Origin of the sequence: Desulfitobacterium hafniense DCB-2, assembly GCF_000021925.1 — a bacterium.
GTDB classification, from domain to species: domain Bacteria; phylum Bacillota; class Desulfitobacteriia; order Desulfitobacteriales; family Desulfitobacteriaceae; genus Desulfitobacterium; species Desulfitobacterium hafniense.
The window spans coordinates 1802866-1826006 of record NC_011830.1 but is presented as its reverse complement, the minus strand read 5'-3'; the positions used below and the strand labels follow the sequence as shown (position 1 = coordinate 1826006).

Sequence of the window (23141 nt, the reverse complement as noted above, 5' to 3'; positions counted from 1 at the left end):
TGTATATTACAATAGAACTGCCGTAAAGCTCAATAATCAATAAAGAGAGGTTTGTTTTATAATCAACAGATTAGCATTTCTGTTGATAAAAACAGAAAAATAATATGAATAAACATGATGATTTACGGGTTATCAAAACCAGAAAACTGATTAAGGAGGCTTTCTACGAAGCCGTCCATGAAAAAGGCTTCGATAAGATCACGGTCAGCGATATTGCCGGCAAGGCCATGATCAACCGGTCTACCTTTTATCTGCACTACAAAGATAAGTTTGATCTGTTGAGAAGTCTGGAAGATGAAGTGCTGGAGGATATTGAAGAGATTTCTTTATCCGTTACGAGAGAATCTATTCAGGCCAGCCGCCTTACCGGAGCACCTTTTCCCCACATTGTTAAGCTGCTTACCTATGTCCAGGAGAACTCCGAATTCTTCCAATTAACGGTGCGTGATAATACCTATCTGTCTTTTTACAATAAGATGGGGGATCTGATCAGTAAAAGAACCTTTGAGGTTATCTTTCCTCAACTGACATTGGATGGGTTATTTTCTAAATATCTCAAACATATTGTCGTAGCCATTTTCAGCAGCATTATCAACCAATGGATTAAAAACGGCATGCAGGAAACAAAGGAAGACATCGCCTCTCTGATAACCAAAATAGCTCTGTCGTTTTTAGCCATCAACTGACCTATAGACAGCAAAAAGGAGCCTGCCCTTGGGGTAAGCTCCTTAACTCTCACTTTTTTATTGATTCACATTATACCTTATGGTGTTCTCCACTCATCAGCGGTATTATGAAAATCCCCTATATAAACTGAAAAGAACTATATTCTTGCGCTGAGAATCTCCGCAATATCGGCTATTCCCATTTTCTGTTCAGCCTCTTGCCGCCCGCTCTCCCGTTCAAAGGTTATCCTGCAGTACGGGCAGGCTGTGGCGATTAAATCCGCCCCCGTATCCAGCGCTTCCTGCCAACGATGTTGACCGATCACATTTTCCTTGTCCTTTTGCACCCAGAAGCGTCCCCCTCCCCCTCCACAGCAGAAAGAATCCTCTTTATGCCGGGGCATCTCGATCAGGCGGATACCGGGAAGTGCCCGGAGGAGCTCCCGCTGTTCCTCATAGAAGCCGTTATAGCGTCCCAGATAGCACGGGTCATGATAAGCAACCACAAGCCCCGGCCCCTGGGACGGTTTTATTTTTCCCCTCGCCACTAATTCCGCCAGCAAAGCCGTATGGGGTATCACCTCATAACTGCCGCCGAACTGAGCATACTCATTCTGCAGAGTATTAAAGCAATGAGGGCAGGCCGTGACTATCTTCTTAATCCCCTTCTCCCGCCAGAGTGTGATGTTTCTCCCCACCGTTTGCTGAAAGAGTCGTTCATCGCCCAACCTCCGCGCCGTTTCCCCGCAGCACCATTCCTCAGCACCGAGAATGGCAAAATCGACCCCGGCCCTTTGCAATATTCCGGCAAAAGTAACCGCCGTCCGGCGGGCAAGGAGGTCAAAGGCAGGAGCGCACCCTACGAAATACAAATACTCGGCCCCAGGATGTTCTGCCCAAGTCGGAATCCCCATCTCCCGGGCCCAGGTATAATCCACATCTTCAGAGCGTTTGCTGCCGGAAGGAATCCCCTGTTCAGCAATCCCGGCCAAAACTTCCGTCACCTCCGGAGGGAGCTCCTTATCCCGTGATACAAAAAAACGGCGGATATCAATGATCTTGGTCAGGTGCTCACAGGACACCGGGCAGACTTCCATACAGGCTCCGCAGGTTGTACAGCTCCAAAGATATCCTTCTTCAATAATTCCGCCGGCAATTCTGCCCTGACCTTTAGCTTTGTTTTGACCTTTTTTATGTCCCTTTTTGCTTTGCTTTTCTTTATCCTGCTTTGAGACTTGGAAAACAGCCGAGCGCTTCTCCATATATTTGCGGAGACGCCCATTCATTCTCTTCGGCTTCAATTCCTCACCGCACTGATAGGCAGGGCAGCTGCCGTTGCAGCGCCCGCATTTGGCACAGCTGAAAGCGTCAAACAACTGTTTCCAGGTGAACTCCTCCGGCTTGCCGACCCCGTAACGGCCGCTTCCGTTTTCCCCGCAATGAACGGGCGGCAAGGCTCCTTGGGGTGCCAAGGTATGCCAGTAAGTGTTAAAAGGCGCAAACACAATGTGCAGATGTTTGGAAAGAGGTATCAAAAAAAAGAACGCAAATATGGCCAGAAAATGAACCCACCAGCTGATTCCTTTCAGGAGAACTTCATCGCTTTTCCCGTAATAAAGCCACTCACTGATGACGATCACCAAAATCAGAGCCTGAATGATAAAAGCCTCAGCATTGTTTTTCAGCCACTCGGGCTTGACCAACAAACGCCGCGTCAGGCTGGCGATAACTCCCCCAATAACCAGCACAAGGAAAACATCTCTGACCAGCACGAATCCCGGTGTACTGAACACAGCCGGAAAAGGCCGGTCAAAAAGACGGCTGCTCACCATATGAATACTGCTGAAAATCAAGAAAACAAACCCCCACATGATGAAAATGTGCGCCACGCCAAACAAAGGATGTTTCCTTATTTTCTGATGCAAGACCACTTGCTGAAAAAAATAGCGCCAGCGTCTGAGCGGCCGGTCACCCCGTTCCTCCGCCCGTCCCGCTCGGATGACACGAAGTTTTTCATAGATCGAAACAGTGAAAAATCCAAGCGAAACCGCCGCCAGGATAAAAAAAATAATGCGTTCCATCATCTCTTGCCTCTCCATAATCTATACCGCTCAGCGTTTCATACAGGTGAAGGAGCTTTCTGTCCAGCGTCTGAACCGGCAATTATAACAGGAAATCTCCTCTTCGGCAGTCTGCTCATCTTCATGATCCGGAGCGAAGCAGGGACACCCGCCGGCGATTTCCGCCGCCCGGGCCCAATCCTTTTTTCCCCCGCCGTACTGCCATTGTCCTTTTTCATTGATGATCCAAATGCCCATTCCGCCTCCATCCCTCATTCCTTTCCTCTTATACTCAGTATTCTTTTTCAGTCCTCTTCTTCGCTATCCCTTTCAGCCCTTTTCCTCAGTATTTTTCCAGATGATTATTCAGGCAGGTTTCCCATTCCCGTATCCCTTCGCGGCGATAGACCAGAAAAACACGTTTGCCGTCCAGCAAAACGGTCTTTAATTTATCGCCCATCCGGACCTCCTCATCCTCGCTCAAAATGTATCCATCCAGGCTTTGCACAACATCCATCGTCCCCCTGCCGATCATTTCCCCCACCTTAACCAGCATTCCCGGCTCTTTGATTTTCAGTTTACCCTGGAACCGCCCGTCGTTATTGGTCATGCGCAGACCCACCCCGGCCAGCGCCCCGATCACGCCCAACCCTGTCCCGCCATGCTCTGATAAATGAATATTTGCTTTCTTGGCCAGCTCATAAGCCTCCGCCTTGGTGACGACTCTTTTCTTAGCCTCATAGCCGAAATCAATCAAAGCGTCTTTTTCCCGGATTTGCTCCTCTATGGCCAGACAAAAACCCGGATCAGAGCCAGGTGCACTCTCCCGCTTCAAGAAGCTGCTTATATCCTGCATTAAGGCTTCTATACATCCTGTTTCCATATCGGCCACAAAACACATGGAGCTATTGTGGGAAGTATAGGGAATGTCAGGATGAAGATAAAGCTGATGGCGCGTCACCGCCTGACAGCATCCCCAATGTCTGCTTTCGATCAGTTCAATCAAATGATTGGCTGTCTCGCCGGTGGCTCCTACCTCCAGATTGTCCGTATCATCGATACCAATATATGTAAGCACCAAGCTGTCTCCCTTCCCCATTGCACTTTTGTCTGATCAGCCTGAGCCCTTATCCCCACGAGACCAGGCGCGGCTTGAGGCGTTTAATCAGGATAGAGGCAATCACTCCGCCGATGGCTCCGAAAATCAGATGCAGGATGGCGGCATAGCTGAAGCCCATCGCCAGAAAAACCATCGGAATGTCCAGAATCACGCCCAAGGCTATACTGGCAAGGAGCTTGGAAAAACTGATGAGTGCCCCGATAATTGCTCCCACCCAAACCGAACCCAGCTTAAGCAGGAATAAAATAGCCAGAAAATCAATCAAAACCCCGGGCACAATGCACTTGAAAGCCAGCAAGGGACCTTCTTTGCCCAGTCCAAAAACTATAGCCAGGATTCCCGAAACGATTCCCATAATGGTCCCGGAACCGAACTTGGGGATCAGCCCTTTTCCCAATACCAAAAGCCCCATCCAGTAGATGCTGGAATGGCCCGGCACCCCAATCGGCAGCTGCAGCAGGAAACGGCTGACACTGATCAGCGTACCGAACATCGTTAACCTGATGACATCCGCCAGGCCCAACCGGAATAAAAAGGGCGAGGATTCTTCCATGATGTCCATTTCGCCTGAATTCACAGACTCCTCAATTTTCATAGCATTCTTTCCTTTCTCTGCCCTGCTGCTTTAATCCGCAACATACAGCTTGCCGACAATTTTAATCAGCACTTTGTCACCCTGCTCCGGATCGAGCAGAGATACGGTACCATCGGTACCGGGCCGTAAAACCACCTTAGCGGCCTCCTGACGGGTCAGGCTCAGGCTGCTATCAGGGTCCGCGATATCCCCTATCTCCACCCGGCTGTAGGCAGCAATGCCTGCCGAATTAAGCACAAAATCCAATGAAGCAGCCTGATCATCACGCTCCGCCGCAGCTTCCCCTTTGACTGCCTTCTCCTGTTCACTCAGCTGGCCGACGGCTCCGCTGTCCACATAAGCCACTATCGCATCCTGCTGCACCACAGGGACCAACTGTCCGGTCATACTGCCCTGAGCTTTAGCCTTGGCTTCAAAGAGATAGGATCCGCCGGCAATCAGTGCAATCGCCATCAGGCCCGCCGCAACTCTAAAAGCAAATGACGGTTTCTTCATTATTCCGCCCCCCGGTTATCTCTATTTTTTCTGCGCCGGAGGATCTCATAGATTATCCAGGCCCCGATAATGGCCAGACAGACCCAGGCGAAATACTTGGCGAAGATAGCCTGGGGGCTTGGTGTATAGCCCGATTCCTGAACAGGTTCATGTGCATCGCCCGATTTCTGTACCGTCTCCGGTGCCGGGGCCGGCTGCTCAGATTCTGCCGCCGCAGGCTTTACCGTGTCTGGGTCTGCTGAGGCAGACTCTGTCACGGGAGATTCCGGTTCCGTCGCCCCAGGTTCTGTGGCAGCGGGCTCTGTCACGACGGACTCCGGCATGGTCGGAGTGGCCTGCTCAGGGGCCGTTTGAACAGGGTTGACCTGCTCCGGTTCAGTCTGAACAGGTGTGACCGGGCCTGCCGCCGCCTTTTCCCCGGCAGTTTTAAACCGGATCGTAAGACCTTTGCCATCCGTGGTGGAGGCCAGCAAAGAGCCGCCATTTTTGGCGATCAGATCGGGGGCCACATAAAGGCGGTAGTTGGTTCCGGGTTTTAAAGGTTCCACCGGCTCGACCCAGATATATTGGCGCTTGGAAAAATCCACAGTGTCATCGATTTTGGTGACACTGATAGGGACTTCCTTTTCCTCATCGTCATACAGGTGAAAACATTCCTTATTGCGGCTCCAATAAATCAGATAGACCACATTTTTATCAAAATGCAGTGTGAACTTGGGCTTTAGGGGCACGTTCTGATGATCCATGGCGTTGGTGCCATCCTCCAGAGTTGCCGATGTCAAGCCCAGCGGTTTGAAAACGCCGTTTACCAGCGGTCCCGTGCCGTCCCCTCCTGCGGCATACACAGCGGCAGGCCAGGCACTCAGCAGCATGATCAGCAGAATAACTGCGAAAAATCTGCGGTAACCCCTATCATTACTGTATCGATTAGCCATAGGCTCCCCCTCTTTCTTTTGGCTCTCTTATCACTGAGCTAATCCGCCTTTGACCCAGATTTTATAGGCGACAGGTGCCCAAGGACTGCTAAGTCCAACCATTAGGTAGTTTGCTTGAGCAGCTTATCTGCCCGGAATAAGCTCATCTGCCCCAGAATAGAATCAGGGGCAGGACGCAGAAGAACAGAATAAACAGCGCCGCCTGCCCGTCAATACGCTGAAAGCGCAGCTCCTTGGCCCGGTTGAAGCTGGAGCCGCCGCTATAACACCGGCTTTCCATGGCGGCCGCCAGGTCGGTGGCCCGCTGTAACGCGCCGATAATGAGCGGCACGAGCACCGCCAGCCCGGTTTTAATGCGCAAAAGCTTATTGGTGGAATGAAAAGGGGCTCCCCTGGATTTCTGAGCGCGGATAATCATTTCCCCTTCCTCCAGAATCGTCGGCACAAAGCGCAGGGATATGCTGGTCATCATGGCAAACTGGCTGACGGGAAGTCCGACATGCCGCAGCGGCGCGAACAGGGCCTCCACCCCGCCGGCCATCCGCATGGGCGATGTTGTCATCGTCAGCAGGGTGGAGTTCAGATAGATAATCAATAAGCGCAAAAATGTAATGACACCCCTGTACACACCTTCCCAGGTCAGGGTAAGGGGACCGACGCTTAAGATAGGCCGGCCATCGGTGGCAATAACCTGCACGGCGAAGCTCAGAAAAAAGACCAGCCACAGCCATTTCAAGCTGCGCAGCACGGAGGGCCAGCCGATCTGTGACAGACTTATAGCCACAATCATGAGCAGCGTGCCCAAAGCCATCACCTGCCAACCGTCGTCGATCAGAATAGCCAGGATGATTACGAACCCGCCAACCAGCTTGGTACGCGGGTCAAGACTGTGAATCGGGGAATCTCCCGGCACATATCTGCCAATTTTCACTCTGGCCATCTGCATGCGCCTCCTTGGTTTCCCAGCCTGTTCCTGACCCGTTCGATCTCTGCGGCCGCTTCCTCCAGCGTTAGTTGCCCGCAATGAACCGGCCAGCCTTTTTCCCGCAAATCCGTCAGCACATTTAAATATTCGGGCAATATTACCGCCTCGCCCAGCGTACCGCTCAAGACTTCCCGCACCTTCCCCTGGGCCTTGATCCGGCCTTTCTCCAGAACAGCGATCCGATCGGAAAAGAGTATCAGCTCATTTAAGCAATGGGATACCAGAAGCACCGTGATCCCTTTTTCCCGTTGCAATCTCTTGACGGTCTCCAGGATTTGGCTGCTGCCTTCCGGGTCAAGCCCGGCGGTGGGCTCATCAAGAACCAGAATCTCCGGTTCCATAGCCAGAATACTGGCTACCGCCACCCGCCGGCGCATCCCGCCGCTTAAGCTGAAGGGCGATTGCCCGCTGACCCCCGCCGGCTCAATGCCTACACCCAGAAGCGCTTCCTGTACCCGCCGATCGATTTCCCCTTTGGCCAGGCCCATATTTTTAAGTCCATAGGCCAGCTCATCATAAACCGTCCCTTCAAACAACTGCTGCTCGGGGAACTGGAACACCAGCCCCACCTTCTGCCAGAGCTGTTCACGGTATCCCTTGTCGGCCACCGATCTTCCCAGTACCATGAGTTCACCCGCCTCCGGTAAAAGCAAACCGTTCAACTGCTGGATAAGGGTGGATTTTCCTGAACCGTTGGCACCGACCAGGCTTAGGAATTCACCCCGCTCCACAGTAAGAGTGATTCCGTCCAGGGCTTTCTTGGCATGAGAAGTTCCCGGATGATAGGTATAGCTTATTTCCCGTGCCTCGATCACCAGCATAGCGCATCCACCAATTCCCGGCGCACCGTGATCCGGGGATCAAGGCTTCCGCCCCTTTCATTCAACTGCCGGACCAACCGGGAAATATCCGGCGGACGCAGCATACCGGGCAGGCTGTCCCGGCCGAAAACCTCCCAAGGCGGAGTATCGGATATGATCTTTCCTTCGTCCATGACGACCAGACGATCCGCTTCCGCCAAATCTTCCATGTTGTGAGTGATGAGCACCGTCGTCATACCCCGGCGGCGGTTCAAAGTCAGCAGATAGGTCATCAGATCCTTGCGGCACCAGGCATCCAGCATGGAAGTGGGTTCATCCAGGACCAGCACATCCGGCTGCATGGCCAGAGCGGAAGCGATGGCCACCCGCTGCTTTTGTCCGCCGGAAAGAAGATGAGGGGCATGCTTCCTGAACTCGGTTAACTGGAGCAGTTCCAGAACCTCATCCACCCTGCGGCGAACCTCGCCTGCCGGCAGATTCAGGTTTTCCGGCCCAAAGGCAATCTCTTCCTCGACTACCGGATTGACAATCTGATTTTCCGGATTCTGAAAAACCATGGCCACTTTTCGCCTGATTTCCATCCGGTATTGACGTCTTCTGGTATCCATCCCGCTCACCATAACCCGGCCCCGGGTAGGAAGAAGCAGTCCGTTCAACAGTCTGGCCAGGGTGGTCTTGCCGGAAGCGTTTTTGCCGGCAATCCCCAGGAATTCTCCCTCCCGGATTTGCAGGTTGATGTTTTTAATGGCCGGGACCGCACCACCCTGAGGGGTGGGGTAATCCTTGCCTGCACCGATCAGTTCAATCATGGACTCCCTCTTCTTTCCGCAGCTGATTTTCCGCCTGGATGCTATCACTGGAGTGACTCTCAGTGGGAGAAGGAATCCCCCACTGAAAGAAGTCTCATTCAATTACTGGTGGTCGTGAATTCGAAGGAATAGGTTTTACTCGTTTTATTGCCGTTATTGAAGGTAAATCCGGCCAGAATCTCAATCACATAGGTCGTGTCAGGCTTCAGTTCCCGGCTCTTCAGGGTCAGCCCCAGAGGCGCATGACCGCCAATCCGGTCGAACCACCAGTCTGTGATCTCCATATGCCCTTCACCGGTGATAGGTATCGTTACCACATTAGGGAGATCAACCGCTGTTTTGGTCTCCTTTTCATAGAACTTGACATAATTCTGCAGATTGGACTCAAAGGTGCTGAAGAAGCCAAAGGAGAAGTACCAGACCAGCTCAACCCGGTTATAAGGAATGAGGTTATTGTAACGATACTGGATCCTGTCCTCACTGTCCTTAAGCACCGTCGCTTCCGGTACAAAGTCATCGAACATTTCCGCCGGACGGCTGTTGGCTCCTGAGCCATCCCCCGTACCATCTCCTGCACCGCTGCCGGCGCCGGCCAGTATGGCGGAGCGCATAGCACTTTCCTGGATGCTGCTGACAGCACCGTCACCACCCACCATGATCAGGTTGGTGATTTTGCCTTTATGATTCAGCAAGAAATCAGCTGTGGGGCGCGGGATTTCCTTATCCACCAAAATGATGGGGGACAAGGTGCGGGCGGATAAGTTGCCTGCCACCAAAGCATCGGCAAAATTCAGAGCAGTAACCACATAAACCTGGCTTGTACTCAATCCCAGTCCTTCAGCCACCAAAACAGAGGTTTCATAGGCATTCTTACCGCCATAGCGGGTGGCTTCCGGCAGACGATCCGCCAGGGCCTGGGGGATTACTCCGGTCCCGCCTACCACAATGGTCCGGGATACTTTCCCATCGTCCAGGGCCTTAGCGGTGGCCGCCGGTAAGCCGTCACTGCGGGTAAAGAGAATAGGAACTCCGTAATATCCCGCATAGCCTGATATGGCCAAAGTATCCGTATAGCGTCCCTGCTCGGTGTTCACGATGATCGCCTGACCTGTGCTTCCCAAAGCCCCAGCCAGCAGAGCTGCCGTCTCGTATCTTTCCTGACCGCCGTAACGTGTGACATTGGCTTCACCGTACAGCCCGGTCAGCTCGGCTTCCGCCGCTTCGGAGATCACACCGGTTCCCCCTGCCAGGACAACTTTTTGGACACCCAACCTTTGCAGTTGGGCAAGGGTTTCCGGGGTGATGCGGTCTTTTTCGGTAAACAGGATCGGGGCATTGAGCTTATAGGCCAAAGGAACGGCAGCCAAGGCATCGGCATAAGCATAGGCATTGACCAGAACCGCTTGATCGGCCCTGCCTTTCCAACCGTAATCTGCCACCTGATTGGCGGTATCAAATCGTGTGCTTCCGGCCAGCCGCAAAGGCCTATCCACCGGATCGGCCATCACGGCATAGGTAGAGAAGTGATAGGTCGTTATAGAAATCGTTCCCGCAGCGGCATCATAGACTCCGCCTAACTTGACCCAATCTTTTTTATCCGGATTCCACCAATAGATGGCCAGTTGCTCGAATTGGGTTCCGCCGGGCAGATCTGCGGAGGTGACCGGGAAGCTTACGGTAATGGGAACATCAAACTGAGCCTCTCCCTCATTGATCCCCTCAATGCTGAACTCCCGTTGGAATTTTACCGGATCGAGCATCAGTGAGGCGGACTCAGCCTTGGGAACTTCGGTCACCGAACCGATCTCTACTTTGAAGCGGACCGGACCGGCACCTTGTTCTAATCCTGCCAGTCCTTGCAAAGCTCCGGGCGGAATCACCAGCCTGACCCCATCGTTTGTCTGCAAGGTCTGCTGAGACGTTTCCCCAATTCCGGCCTCGGCATGACCTTCTGTGAGACGGGCCGCCTGTCTCTGCTCTTCCGTCACCTTGGCCAGATTCTCCAGAATCTTCTTGTTGGCTTCCGAATTATCGGGAGCGTTAGTGGCTGTGCCCTGATTTGCCGGTGGGTTGTTGGGAACCACTGCCGGAGTTCCTCCGGCTGTAAACTCGTAGGTATAATCCATGCCTAAAGTGCTGCCGTTATTGGCCGTAATACCTGCTCCGGCTTCCACCACATAGACGGCATCCTTTTCCAGGCCGCGGTAGGTCAGGGTCAGCCGGCGCAGCCGCTTGTCCGCCGAAACACCGCTGTCTCCGTAGTGGTGATAATTCTCGGTCGCGTAAGCAATAGGAGTCGTTGTGTCTTTTTTATAAAGCTTGATTTGGGAAAGGTTGGCAAGATAATGGGCATCGCTTAAACGATTGGCAATATTGTCCGGACTCATAAAACCGGCGGTGAAATCAAACTGGATGACCGCGTTGTTCGGGTCTGTGTTCAGTGCTGTGATTGTTACAGTGAACGAGCCCACGTTCTGCCCGCCGACGATGCAGGACAGAGCCGTACTTTCATTACCCGCCGCATCCACTGCCTTAACCTGGACAGTAACCTGGCCGGAACCAATATCAGTAATATAAGCGCTGGTCACGGTTCCTGCCACAACTTTAATCGGGGTATCCTCACCGGCGAGATAAATCCGATACTCTGTCACACCCACATTATCCCGGGCCGCCGTCCATTTCAAATTGGCATTGACCTGCTTATCCTTGTCTCCGGTCAGGGAAGCACCCACCGGCCAGGTAGGGGGAAAGATATCCGCACCCCCGCCGGGTGTTCCGGTTCCCGAGCCGGCAGTCAGCTGGGTAACGGATGTATCAACATATCCCGTCGCTTTAATCACAATGGAATGGGAGCCGCTGCTGTCAATAACACCTTCCCGAATATGGAGAACTCCTGGGCTAAGTGTGTACTGAGCAGAAGTCAACGATACGCCGTCGAGCAGAACATGGGTCACTGCCTGCCGCCAGGCCGCATTATCCGTGAAACGAATATCAACCGCCTGTCCGGGCAGTTTATCCTCACTGTCCGGTGTCAGCCCAGGCGCCGGCTGCTGTGTCTCATCCGGCGGAGTGGTCACCGTGGCATGGAGGTTGACCTCACTCTTATTGCCGGCAAAATCCTCTGCCTCCACGCTGAAATAATAACTTGTTCCGGGGGAAAGCCCGCTGACTTCATAAGTGGTCTCCGTGCCGCCCACTGTAGCAAGAAGCAGTCCATTCTGATAAATATTATAGCGCAGATTATTATAGGCTGTACCATGATTATCCTGGGCATCCGGCCAGCTTAAGGTCAGGGCAGCACCCGGAGTCGCCGCCATCAGACCGAAGGACAGAGCGGAACCCGTGGTCACCGGTGCCGGATCGAAAGACAAAGCCGAACCTGTGGTCACCGGCATCAGACCGAAGGGCTGAACCGATGCAGCACCTGCCTGCATCGTCCCCAGGTCGTAGGACAGAGCGGCACCAGCGTTCCAGTAAGGCTTCGTCAAAGACTCCGCTGCGGTGGTAAATTCAAAGATATATGCAATATCCGTCAGGCTGCCGTTGTTGAATTCAAACCCTTTGGCGATTTCTATCACATAGGTGGTAGATGGCTTCAATGCCAAACTCTGGAGTTTGAGACCCAGTGGAGAGTGTCCTCCGATCTGCTCAAAATACCAGTCCGTCATTTCCAGCCAACCAGTCCCGCCAGAATGGACAACTGTCCCGATATTGGGCAGCTCAACCTCTTTGAGCGTGTCTTTTTCAAGAAGCTTTACTTTACCGCTTCCATCTGCCCCGGTACCATTCAGGTTTTTATCAAAGCTTCTAAAGAAACCATTGGTCAGATATAAGATGAGATGGACATCGTCATAGTCTACCGGCTCTACAAACCGATATTTCATCGTCATCGCTGCTGAATCATAGGTGATCTCGTTAGCTACCGGCGCAAAATCCACCACACCGTTGCTAATCTGGACAAGTTTATTGTCCACCGGCTGATCTATAAAGTTCTCCAAAACTCTGCCGTCAGTAGAACGCACTTGTTCCTGACCGCCAATGGTATAACTCAGAGTAACATCTTGGGGAGTGCTCATGGTATTTGCCAGCGCATTCCATTGAGATAGAGTCAAGATGATTTGATTTGGAGTGTCACCAAGATTGACAGCAGCTATAGCGGCCTCCACCCCATTAACCTTAGCCCGGAACTGAGCCGCTAGTCCTGAGACGTCCTCCACCGGCCCATCGAATTCAAGCACGATGTTCTTGCCAATTCTATCTGTAACAGTGCTTGTGATCTGAAGCGGTGTAACCGCCACCCCGGTCACAGGCAACGTGAGCTTATTGCTTGTAACATTGTTTACACTGACCTGAACTTCAATATCTCCTGCATTGGAAACAGTCAGGGTATGATCACTGATGTAAGCATTGGCTGTATTGGTAATGGACCATTCCGCATCCAGTCCTGTCACATCAAAAGGCTGATCATCCTCCCCCACCCCCGCGATGGTCAGATCATTAAGATCATAGGTTACGGGAATTCCACTGTAGTTCAGGGCAGGAGCACCGCTTATGGTAAGGGTTTTCAGTTCCGGTGTGGGGTCAAGACGCATATAGAGAATCCGGCTGTTGCCATCAGCGATATAAAGATTGCCCCTATCATCCCAGGCCAATCCATGCGCTGTAAATACAGAGGATTTAAGGCTGTCATTAGCAGGCGCTGTAGGAGTGTTTTTATCGGCAACTATGGCCAATTGACCGGAACTGTCGATTGTATAGATATAACCGCTGCCGCATAAATAGAGAGTCCCAGCATGAAAGCCCAGCCAGTGTGTGCCTGGAATCTTAGAGTCTTCAGCTGGTCCGGGAGTAGGATCGCCATTGGTTTCCTTTCCGGCAATGGTGGTAATAATCCCTTGCGGATCGACCTTGCGTATCCGCCTATTCCCACTATCACTGATATACATATTCCCTGCGCCATCAAAAGCAAGAGCGTTTGGTGTCTTAAGCTGTGCCGCAGTTGCCGGACCGCCGTCACCTGAATAGCCTGTTGAAGTTCCCGCCACCGTATAGAGCTTATTGGCTTCCATTGCAGTGGCAATTCCATACAAAGCCTCTTCCGCCCCATAATCTCTTGCCGGAATTATCCCAATTCTAGCACCATTGATAATATAGAGATTGCCCGCGTTGTCCATGGCAATATCTTTGGGTTGTATACTTACCGCATTGAGGTCGGCACCATCATCCCAATTAGATGATGTGGATGACCCGGTCCCGGCAAGGGTATAGATATTCCCCGCCACCAGATCCGCACCATGTTCTATTCCCCATAATGGACCATGCTGAGCCGGTATGATGCGCACGCTGTTTTTATCCGCAAGGTATAAATTGCCCGCCGGGTCAAACATGGTTTTGACAGTCCCATTTATGGTAGCGGCGCCCGCCGGTCCACCGTCACCGCTGGAAGAAGCCGTTCCATTTCCCACCACAGTATGAATATAGTTTTTCTTAACATCGATACCGTACAAGGTACCGTCCTGAGCCGGAATCACCCTGATCCGGTTGTCAGTTGGAATATACAGATTCCCGGCATCATCAAAATTGAGGCCGCCATTGGGGATTCTAATTGTGGCATCTTTGGCAGGGCCATTATCCCCTAATTCCCCTGTCGCTTTTTTGGTCCCCGCTACAGTAGCGATTTCTCCCACGCCAATTCCAGGGAAACTCAATAAAGGAGCCGGCTGCGCAGCTGCCGCATACACCCTTGCCGAAGGAAATGTGCCCCAAAGGCTGAATACCATAATCAATAAAGTAAACCAGGCAACAGCTTTCCGCTTATAGACTTTTGCTGGAGACCACTTTGAATTCATCTCTTTTATCCCCTTATTTCTAAATATCAATCATCATCCACTTTGTTTATAGCTACTCTGGCCTGTCCTAATCTGCTTAAAAGGAAAGTTTCCCCGAAGTTAACCGAGGAAACTTTCCAGTTTTTTGGCCACCTTACGGAGAGAAATTAGTTATTTGGCCGCTCCTGATCCGGCCCAGGAGAATCCTACTGAACCCGCAGCATTGACCGGCACAACACGCACATAATAGGTTCTGTTGGAAACAAGGCCGGTTAAAGTTGTCGAATCACCGATAACACCGCTATCTGCTAAGCTGTACACTGCCGTCAGCGGGTCAGCATAAACTGTTGAATCGGCAATATACACATCAAAAGTATCGGTATACGGAGTAATGTTGCTATAATCCCAGGCAACATCCAGTTCCCCAGAAGATGTACCTGCCACAGCTGTCGGGATATTATCCAGCCACCCTGGCAGATCATCGCTCACTGTAGTAAAAGAAAGCGATCCTGGGGTACTGAAGGTATTGCTGCTCACATCGGTAAAGCTGGGCAACGTCAGGCTGTAGCTGTGGCTGGCATCATCGGCCCGGTTATAGACAGGATTGGTGTTGCCGTTCACCGTCTCAGGAAAGAAAAACGTAGTTTGGGCTGCATTGGCATGAGGGGTATAACATTCCGCATTGGCGGTTGCCGACCCGTTAATCGTTGGATCCTGGACCACGGCAGGACTGCCCATAAGATCCGTCCGGACATAGTTGCTGCTCAGGTCAGACAGGAATGTTGAAAGTGACGAAGAGTCGATAGGCCTGTCAAAAACAACCCCCAGATTGGATTCATAGCTCCAGTCCGTCCCAGCAGCCGGACCGCCGAAGAAGGTCACGACGGGAGCCACATTGCTGTAACCTCCAAGTGAGTCAGGTGTTCTGAAGGTGAAGGTAAAGCCCACCCTGTCGGTATAGTTGCCCAGGGTTTTTCCGGGGCCGCTTCCTGAGCCGCCACCGCCGGCACCTTGGGCATCAGCCAAAGTGGCGGCATTGATGACCACATCATACAAGGTATCGTCTGCCAAAGCGGAAGCGAAGCTCAGGGTAACCGTGCTGCCATTGGTCAGACCCGAATCGGTCACACCGCTTGCATTACTGCCCACCTGTAAATTGGTGTAAGTGAAAGAAGCCGGCGTATAAGGAGAGTTGTGCAGCTTAACCTGAAACTGTCCCCCTGTCACCTGGCTGGAGGCTAAGGATTTATTGAAATAGAGATTCAAGGTTGCCGTACCGCCGGTTTTGGTATATTCATACCCGTTAAAATCCAAGGACTTATTGCCCGTACCGGAGCCTGTGCCGTTGTAATTCAGCGCGAAGGCTGAAGGAACAAAGGAAGCGATCATCAAAACCGCCACCATGAGAACTGAAAAAAACTGCGTTCTTTTACGGCTTAAGAATTCTTTCATCATAATTTACCCTCCTTTAAAATCAGAGCAGGAGCACTCCACCGGGTCCTACTGATAGGCTTATCCCCGTCATTATCAAACACCAATCTTACTCTTCTTCCTGCTTCACCTTGATTGCAAAGCACTTTTCTTCCCTCCTTTTCAAACGTGAAGGCCTATCCGTTTCCAGACACACCCTGAGGACTTTCGTCCTGGCCGGCAACCGTAGAATTCCCTTAGGTCTCACCAGCTTGGAGATATATTATATTGGTGCCTGAACCTTATGTATTAGGCATATATTATATATGCCTTTAGTCAAAATCATTATAACACAATATAACCAAATTGAAAGTACTTTTTATTAGCTTTCAAGATGGTTTATATTAGTTTATGTAGATTTTTATCCCCTTTCTTTTCCTAAAACAATAGAAAAAGAGTTTTTTACTTGTCATGTTGGCATAAATACAATATGACTTTAGGCATTATTTGCTATAGCACCGGCTTTCAAAACAGCTGTTGTGCACTATTTCTATTACAAGTTCTGGTTCATTTTGATGGGAGCGATATTTCTTTTCAGGAGCTCAAGCCTTGATGATTGCTGCAATTCATGGCATAATATCCCATAGGAGGTGAGCCACCAAGTGGATTTTGGCAGTCACTTAAGACAACTAAGAGAGAATCATATGCTTTCAACCTCCAGGTTATCTAAGCTATCCGGCTTAAGCCAATCCTTTATCTTCAGGATCGAGTCTGGAGAAAAACAACCGACCCTGGAAACCCTGCGCAAGTTGGCCCAAGGGTTGGGCATCAGCCTGGGAGAGCTGCTCGGTGAGGAAATGCTGAGCGAGCCTCAATCACCAAAAATCAGCCGGATTATCGGTAATATACGAAAACTCCCCGTTGAGCAGGTGGATGCCCTTGATTTATTTTTGGCTTCCCTTTCTTCCAGTTACGCCGTGGGGGAAAACCCGCTGACAGTACAGGCCATTAATCTCAAAAATTCTGCCGGGGACGGCTTTGAAATGGAGGTAGTCTTTTCTTCCAATGTCTCGGCTATTATGGAGCATAGAATCCCTGACGGCACAAACCGAAATATGGCAGGATTCCATCTCTATGACGGTGAGATGAAGGAGATTCCGATTGAAATTATTTCGGGAAGCAAGAAAATGCTGGGGCAAAGGGCGGAAAGAATCTTCGTGATCAAACCCAAAATCCGGCTTACGGACGGAAGATTTTATAAGCTAACCATATCTAAGCTGCTGCAGGCTAATAATTATAAGTACTTGAAAGAAAACCACACCATATTGTTTACGACACGGGAGATTGTCGATATCACTCCATATAATAAGAAGCTATGCAGCCCTTATCTTTCCTTGGCCCTGGAGAAAAGCAATATCAATTCCGGTGACGAAAATATCCCGGTTAATACCGAAATCAGACTGACTTTTTCCAATAATGTGATTACGAAAGCAGTGCGCGATAATAACCTGCATTGCTTTTCTTTGCGCAGCAGCAAAAACCAGATTGTAGAGATCGATGTCATCATGGGGGACCCCGATGATAATTCCGATAAGAAAAAGGAGATTGTGATCCGTCCCCAACAGCACCTACTGGCAAATACTCTTTATATCCTGACCATTTCCGAAAACCTGCAGGGGGGCAATCAGAAGCTGCTGGGAAGGGATAAAGCGATTATCTTCACTACCGATGAGACCGGCGCCGCTACTGCCGGACAGGGCGGGGTAGGGATTGCCTAGACTTATCTACATCTACCCCAAGATAACACCATCAAAGCAGATTTTAAAAAGAGCCCCTCATCGCAGAATTAGACTACGATGAGAGGCTCTTTATTGTAATCCTCCAGCAGTGCATTTACGTTTAGAGCGTCACACAAAAACAAACATATCTGCCTACCCTCTCCCAACTTCCCTATGGTGTATTGCAAAAAAAGAGGGCTCTTTCCTTTTACTGAACAACACTTTCGCATGCCCTCAAATGGTGCGTCAATGCACCATTTGAACTCCCTTCCCCATTTCACCGATTCTTCTCGCTCCTGGCAAAGAAGAAGGTGCCATGATATGAATTCAACTTATCCATTTGAGCTCCTAAAAATGGTTGAAAGTTTTAAAAAAGCAGCGATTTTCTGTGATCGATAAAACTATTTCAGGCTAAAAGGGCAAGATAAAAAAATATAGTCAAAGAAGGTCAAAACCCCGCCTTGAACCTCCTGCAGAAAAGTTATATAAATAAATTGTAAAGGTCAGTTTTGGTCAGTCAACATAAGCGAACTCAAGGAGGTGGCGCTGTATGTTTTAGTTAAATTATAAGGCTTTGGAGCCTTGCTTACCCTTACCATTGCTTAAATTCAAGTAAAAGTACAGACGGAGGTGTTGTTTATGTTTGATTTAGTCCCCTTTGAAGGAAGAAATTCAGGTTTGCCAAGGAAATCCCGCAATCTCTTTGACATTGACAGCATTTTCGAAAACTTTTTTAATGATACTCTATTCCCAGCCTTTTACAACCAAAGCGGTCAAATGCGGGTGGACGTCAGGGAAAATGAGAAGGAATTCATTGTCGAAGCCGAACTTCCCGGTGTGAACAAAGAGGAAATCCAGATTGACTGCACTGAGGATAGGCTTACTATAACCGTCCAGAAGACCGAAAGTACGGAAGAACAGAAGGATAACTATATCAGGAAAGAAAGAAAAGCCAGCTCCATGGCCAGGTCATTTGCCATAGCCAATATCAGACATGAGGAAATAACGGCTAAATATGAAAACGGCCTGCTTACCGTTACCTTGCCTAAGCATGAAAAGACTGCGCCCAAAGGCAAAAAAATTGATATCCAGTAGTTCCCCTTTAAAAAGAGCGCCGGACTTCCCCGGCGCTCTTTTTCCTCCACTATTCTGTTCCCGCTTTTAAAGCCTCACTCATGGAAACCGCGTGTACCTTCCTGGCACACAGCAGTTTGCTAAGCTGATAAGTCAGCATGATCGCCCCAAAGCAAACAACCACATACAGCGGATTAATAACCGTCGGCAGCACCAGATTGATCATCCCGCCCACATAGCCGTAGATGGCACCCATGGAAGCCGCCATGACCGGAATGCCGATCAGAAATCCGGCCACGATCACCAAGGTCGAACTGTTCAGGATCAGAGCATTGATCTCGCGGCGCCGGTAGCCAAAAATCTTAAACAACGAGATGGTATTCTTATTCTCCTCAATCATGAGGGAGGTTACCAGATAGATGATAATCAAGCTCACCATACAGGCGATCAGAGTCATCATCCCTACCATGGAAAGCATTGGCCCCAGCAGCTCATCCATAGCGGCCGCAGTCTCACTTAAAGATTTTGTTCCTGCCAGCTGTTCATCAGGAACAGCTAATTTTTCAGTGCTCCAGAGTCCCGTATAGCTGTTGGCGGGCAATCCGAGCTGCCTGTTCAATGCCTCAACGGGCATAAAGATAAACTGCCCCGCGTAGGAATCGGCCACCGCGTCAATAGAGAAAACATAGGGCTGCCCATCCTGCTTGCTGATCAAGCTTACCCTGTCCCCCGCCTTGATTCCCAGCTTTTCCGCCAAAGGCTTGGTTACGTTGATCTGATCATTGGGAAGGGGCTGCCCCTTGCTGTCGGTCAGCGTTAAGAACGCGGAATCCGGCTCTACACCGGTCACATAAAATTCTATTTCTTCCTCGTCTTCAGGATAAAACCTCCCGGCGTTGAAAACTTCCGCCCCTGCCGGCGCTTGCCCGTAGTGCAGGTCCTTAAAAGCGTATTCATATTCGAACCGGTAAGTGCCTTCGGTACTGCTTTTGAACACATAACCCATGGAATTCATGATCGTAAAACCCAAGAGCATAAGGACCGAAGCGCTGATGACCCCCAAAAAAAGGAACAAAAGACGGGAAATGCTTCTCAGCTGCTCCCGCAGCTTGAATTTGGTGCCGAAGGTGAATCTCTCCAGCTTAAAGGCCCGCTCCAGAGCGTTCACTTTGGTTTTTTGTTCACTCCCTTTCATCAACTCCGCCGGAGAACGTCGCAATTCCAGGCGAATGACCAGGTAGCTGCTGAGGCCCAGAAACAGCACAGGAGTCAGTACGCCGATGAGGGCATGCCAAAGGTTCAGTTCAACACCTGCAACAGGAACATTGTAGTAAGAAACCATCCCTGTGATCGCCGGCGCCACGGACAACAGGGCCAGCAAACTTCCTGCCGCTCCCCCCGCAACGGCCAGCAGCAGAGGAATAGTCATATAGTGGCCCATCAGCTCACGCCGCCGGTAGCCCTGGGCGTAAAGTGTTCCGATGATCACCCCTTCCCGGCGGATCATGCGCCAGATCATAATGCCGATAATCAGGCAGCACAGCAAAAACATCGCCGCCGGCACCGGAATGCTCATGGTTTTCAAACCGGTGATCGACGCCCAGGCCATCCTGGCCCGTTTATTGTTCATAATGTCAACCCATTCAGATTCTGTGACGCCTTCGGCATGCAAACGCTCCCGGAATTGCACTGCCTGCTGGTTCAGGCTCTGGGTTCTGTCCTGAAACCTGACAGAATAAAAGAGGGACCCGTTGCCGATATCCGCAAATTCCGCAGGGTCGATAACGCCCACACCGAAATTACTGGGGGATACCATGATATCGTAGACATTTTTTAAGGGATAGATATAGTGAGGCAGGGATACATAGCCCACCACCGTAAAGTTTTTACCGGCTGCCTTGATACTGTTTCCCAGTGAATAGCCGTTGGCTTTGGCAAAAGCGGGGTCAAGCAGGATTTCTCCCGGGCCGGCAAGCCCCCGCCCCTCGATGACCGCCGGGATGTTCAGCTTTTTTGTTTTACTTAAGAGCCGCAGGGTCAGCGAATCCGAGAGGGCAGCGTCAAAACTCCTGTACTCCTCAATGACGGCATGAACCGCTCTCTCCAATTCCCCGCTGTCGGGAATGGCTTTGTCCGTTGCAAAGGACAGATCCTCCTGCTGATGTCCCTCTGTAAAGGTGGTGATCAGCGTATCAAGGTTCTGGGCTATGCCTGCCGCCACAACAAAGGTATAACTGCCAAGAACAATGAGCATAAGAACGCCTAGGTAGCGCAGTGGGTTTTCTTTCAAGATCCGCCAAACTCTCTTGTTCAGCGCCATTACCACTCAATCCTTTCCGCCGGAATAATTACCTGGTTGACTGCTGCTTCCACGATTTCCCCGGATCTCAGTTTAAACACCCGGTTGGCCATGGCGGCAATCGCTTCATTATGAGTGATCATCAAAATGGTAGTTCCGTATTCTCTGTTCACCCGTTCCAAAAGCTGCAGAATGCTGCGGGAGGTCTGATAATCCAGAGCGCCGGTCGGCTCGTCGCATAGCAGGAGCTGCGGATTCTTGACAATAGCTCTGGCAATAGAGACTCTCTGCTGTTCACCACCGCTTAGTTCTCTGGGAAACCGCCGCTTTTTATCGGTCATTTCCACCGCCGCCAAGACCTCGTCAACGTTCAAGGGCGCTTTGCTGATGTTGGCAACGACTTCAATGTTTTCCCCCACGGTAAGGTTGGGGACCAAATTATAGAACTGGAAGACAAAACCGATGTCTTGACGCCTGTAATCGGTCAGTTGGTCATCGTTCAAATGGTTGATCTCAACCCCGCCAACCATGACCTCCCCGCTGTCGCCGCGATCCACACCGCCAATGATATTCATCAAGGTCGATTTGCCTGAGCCTGAGGGTCCGAGGATGACACCGATCTCCCCCTTTCCCAGCTTCATCCCGATTCCTTTCAAAACTTCATTGGTCATGGCGCCGGATGCGTAGCTTTTCTTTAGATTCGCAACCTCAATCAACATGCTCCTGCTCCTCCTTCTTACTTATAGAAACAGCGCTTCAATATATCGAAATACCCATCCCACTCCCGAAGCAGGTCAAGGCTCAGATCTTCAAAGGACTCGACCCGGTCCCTTTGCTGTTCGGCAAAACTTAAGATAGTCCAGGTAATAATATTGAGCATTTTTTCCCGCTCCATATCTTCACGAAATTTTGTCCAATCAATATTTTCATACCCTCTGCCCAGACCGTCGGCAATGAGATGCCTGCCCGTTTCAGCGATTTCCGCTTTCACTTCCCCTGCATCCTCATGGGCTGCGACTTTGAGAAAATTAATGGCATGGGGAAACTTTTTGTAAATCTTGAATTTAATCAGGCCGATTTTCCTCATTCTTTCAAAAAGATCGGTTTCCTGCCAATCCACCTCATCATAAATGCTTTCGATGACCTCTACCACATAGTCCAGCAGAAACAAATACAGCTCCTTTTTCGTGTTAAAATAGCTGAACAATGAGCCTTTGGAGATGTCTGCTTCTTTGGTCATCTCATTGGTCGATGCCTTTTCATAACCATTGCGGGCAAATTCTTTAAGGGCCGCATTAATGATACGTTCCCTTTTCTCCGCTTCTAAGCTATAGAATTTTGGATAAATGACAGCCACCTCATTTCTATCTAGTTCTATATTGAGATAAATCACAATGACCCAAGTGGTCATTTTTATAATACTGCAAAATGACCACTTGGGTCAAGATACTTCCGCATGCAGCAAACCATTTCTGTGCGCCTTGAAAATGCAAAAAAAGCCGCCTAAGCCTGACGAAGCTTTGGCGGCATTTTCTGATTCCCAACCACAGCACAGCGTTAATGCCGCAAAGGGTCCTGATCAACTCGGGCCTGAAGGGCCTGGCGGCAGACTATAATTTCTATAATAAATTATGGTATTCTCTTCTTCCATCAACAATGGCGTATATAATTACTGCTTTTTCTTCCTGATCTATTTTGTAAAACACAAGATGTTTTTCAACTATTATTACTCTATAACCCTGCTTCCTCAAAGCCGAATATCTTGGCACACTTCCCGATTCCGGAAAATCTTGCAGCCGATTGATTGCTGCTTCTATTTTATCCAGATATTTGAGTGCCACATCCACATCTCCTGAATCATCTGCTATATAGAATATGATATTACGGAGCTGCTCTTCCGCCTTATCCGTCCGTAGGATTTGATACTTCATACATTCTTCCTCTCTAACAAAGAGGCACGAAGTTCATCGAATGAATCCTTCATCAACGCTACACGGCCGGCTCTCACATCATCTTCCGCCTCTGCCAACGTTCTCAGCAGCTCCAATTCTGATTTCATCTGATAGTAGTCCTGCAGCCCAAGAACCGCCGTATCCCCACGCCCGTTTACCGTAATAATAACGGCCTCCCTTGTTTCTTTACACTGCTTGGATATCTCACTATAATGATTTCTTAAATCTGCAGATGGCCGAATTACTTCCCTCATACGCTCACCTTCTTTTTCCATATATTATATAGTCATATTATATCTTAGAACGGCTATTTTG

Annotated in this window: 19 protein-coding genes and 1 riboswitch; of the genes, 3 read left to right on the top strand and 16 right to left on the bottom strand. The window is 50.3% G+C overall.

All coding sequences use genetic code 11. From position 1 onward, the window contains the following. Positions 1 to 104: 104 nt before the first annotated feature. On the top strand, positions 105 to 686 hold the full coding sequence (locus tag DHAF_RS08525; protein ID WP_015943611.1) for a TetR/AcrR family transcriptional regulator: 582 nt from the start codon (positions 105 to 107) through the stop codon (positions 684 to 686). A gap of 137 nt (positions 687 to 823) precedes the next feature. Here DHAF_RS08525 and DHAF_RS08520 read toward each other — a convergent pair whose 3' ends face one another. The 11 genes from DHAF_RS08520 to DHAF_RS08470 form a co-directional block, all read right to left on the bottom strand. Beyond that, the gene (locus DHAF_RS08520) at positions 824 to 2749 is read right to left on the bottom strand and encodes a (Fe-S)-binding protein (protein WP_015943610.1); all 1926 of its coding nucleotides are present in this window, start codon (positions 2747 to 2749) and stop codon (positions 824 to 826) included. Positions 2750 to 2776: 27 nt separating this feature from the next. Further along, a complete protein-coding gene (locus DHAF_RS08515) occupies positions 2777 to 2983 on the bottom strand; it encodes a hypothetical protein (RefSeq protein ID WP_041272061.1) in 207 nt (68 codons plus the stop codon). A gap of 85 nt (positions 2984 to 3068) precedes the next feature. Then, a complete protein-coding gene (locus DHAF_RS08510; protein WP_015943608.1) occupies positions 3069 to 3803 on the bottom strand; it encodes a hypothetical protein in 735 nt (244 codons plus the stop codon). 49 nt (positions 3804 to 3852) lie between these two features. Beyond that, positions 3853 to 4440 (bottom strand): hypothetical protein, encoded by a 588-nt coding sequence (locus DHAF_RS08505; protein WP_015943607.1) that lies wholly within the window; start codon positions 4438 to 4440, stop codon positions 3853 to 3855. A 30-nt stretch (positions 4441 to 4470) separates the two neighbouring features. After that, entirely contained in the window at positions 4471 to 4935 is a 465-nt protein-coding gene (locus tag DHAF_RS08500) for a hypothetical protein (RefSeq protein ID WP_015943606.1), read from the bottom strand. Further along, positions 4935 to 5870 (bottom strand): prolipoprotein diacylglyceryl transferase, encoded by a 936-nt coding sequence (locus DHAF_RS08495; protein WP_015943605.1) that lies wholly within the window; start codon positions 5868 to 5870, stop codon positions 4935 to 4937. Before DHAF_RS08495 ends, DHAF_RS08500 begins: the two co-directional genes overlap by 1 nt. A gap of 142 nt (positions 5871 to 6012) precedes the next feature. After that, on the bottom strand, positions 6013 to 6810 hold the full coding sequence (locus DHAF_RS08490; RefSeq protein ID WP_015943604.1) for an energy-coupling factor transporter transmembrane component T family protein: 798 nt from the start codon (positions 6808 to 6810) through the stop codon (positions 6013 to 6015). After that, positions 6798 to 7676, bottom strand: coding sequence for an energy-coupling factor transporter ATPase (locus DHAF_RS08485; RefSeq protein WP_015943603.1), 879 nt, complete (start codon positions 7674 to 7676; stop codon positions 6798 to 6800). The genes DHAF_RS08490 and DHAF_RS08485 overlap by 13 nt, the downstream gene beginning before the upstream one ends. After that, positions 7667 to 8485, bottom strand: coding sequence for an energy-coupling factor transporter ATPase (locus DHAF_RS08480; RefSeq protein WP_015943602.1), 819 nt, complete (start codon positions 8483 to 8485; stop codon positions 7667 to 7669). Before DHAF_RS08480 ends, DHAF_RS08485 begins: the two co-directional genes overlap by 10 nt. 98 nt (positions 8486 to 8583) lie before the next feature. Beyond that, entirely contained in the window at positions 8584 to 14334 is a 5751-nt protein-coding gene (locus DHAF_RS08475; protein ID WP_015943601.1) for a cell wall-binding repeat-containing protein, read from the bottom strand. Positions 14335 to 14484: 150 nt separating this feature from the next. Beyond that, positions 14485 to 15768, bottom strand: coding sequence for a fibronectin type III domain-containing protein (locus DHAF_RS08470; protein ID WP_005809449.1), 1284 nt, complete (start codon positions 15766 to 15768; stop codon positions 14485 to 14487). Positions 15769 to 15883: 115 nt separating this feature from the next. Further along, a riboswitch (molybdenum cofactor riboswitch) is annotated at positions 15884 to 16013 on the bottom strand. 372 nt (positions 16014 to 16385) lie between these two features. Here DHAF_RS08470 and DHAF_RS08465 point away from each other — a divergent pair. After that, on the top strand, positions 16386 to 17501 hold the full coding sequence (locus DHAF_RS08465) for a helix-turn-helix domain-containing protein (protein WP_015943600.1): 1116 nt from the start codon (positions 16386 to 16388) through the stop codon (positions 17499 to 17501). A gap of 639 nt (positions 17502 to 18140) precedes the next feature. Then, entirely contained in the window at positions 18141 to 18596 is a 456-nt protein-coding gene (locus tag DHAF_RS08455; protein WP_005809458.1) for an Hsp20/alpha crystallin family protein, read from the top strand. Positions 18597 to 18645: 49 nt separating this feature from the next. On the opposite strand, the gene DHAF_RS08450 is transcribed toward DHAF_RS08455, so the two are convergent. From DHAF_RS08450 to DHAF_RS08430, 5 genes are all read right to left on the bottom strand, one after another. Further along, positions 18646 to 20895 (bottom strand): ABC transporter permease, encoded by a 2250-nt coding sequence (locus DHAF_RS08450; RefSeq protein WP_005809460.1) that lies wholly within the window; start codon positions 20893 to 20895, stop codon positions 18646 to 18648. Continuing rightward, positions 20895 to 21593 (bottom strand): ABC transporter ATP-binding protein, encoded by a 699-nt coding sequence (locus DHAF_RS08445; RefSeq protein ID WP_005809461.1) that lies wholly within the window; start codon positions 21591 to 21593, stop codon positions 20895 to 20897. The genes DHAF_RS08450 and DHAF_RS08445 overlap by 1 nt, the downstream gene beginning before the upstream one ends. A gap of 17 nt (positions 21594 to 21610) precedes the next feature. Further along, positions 21611 to 22285, bottom strand: coding sequence for a TetR/AcrR family transcriptional regulator (locus DHAF_RS08440; RefSeq protein WP_015943599.1), 675 nt, complete (start codon positions 22283 to 22285; stop codon positions 21611 to 21613). 208 nt (positions 22286 to 22493) lie between these two features. Beyond that, complete coding sequence (locus DHAF_RS08435) at positions 22494 to 22805, bottom strand: type II toxin-antitoxin system RelE/ParE family toxin (protein WP_005809467.1); 312 nt, start codon at positions 22803 to 22805, stop codon at positions 22494 to 22496. Next, positions 22802 to 23080 carry a type II toxin-antitoxin system Phd/YefM family antitoxin gene (locus tag DHAF_RS08430; RefSeq protein ID WP_015943598.1) on the bottom strand — a complete coding sequence of 93 codons (279 nt, stop codon included), beginning with the start codon at positions 23078 to 23080 and terminating at the stop codon, positions 22802 to 22804. Before DHAF_RS08430 ends, DHAF_RS08435 begins: the two co-directional genes overlap by 4 nt. Positions 23081 to 23141 lie beyond the last annotated feature (61 nt).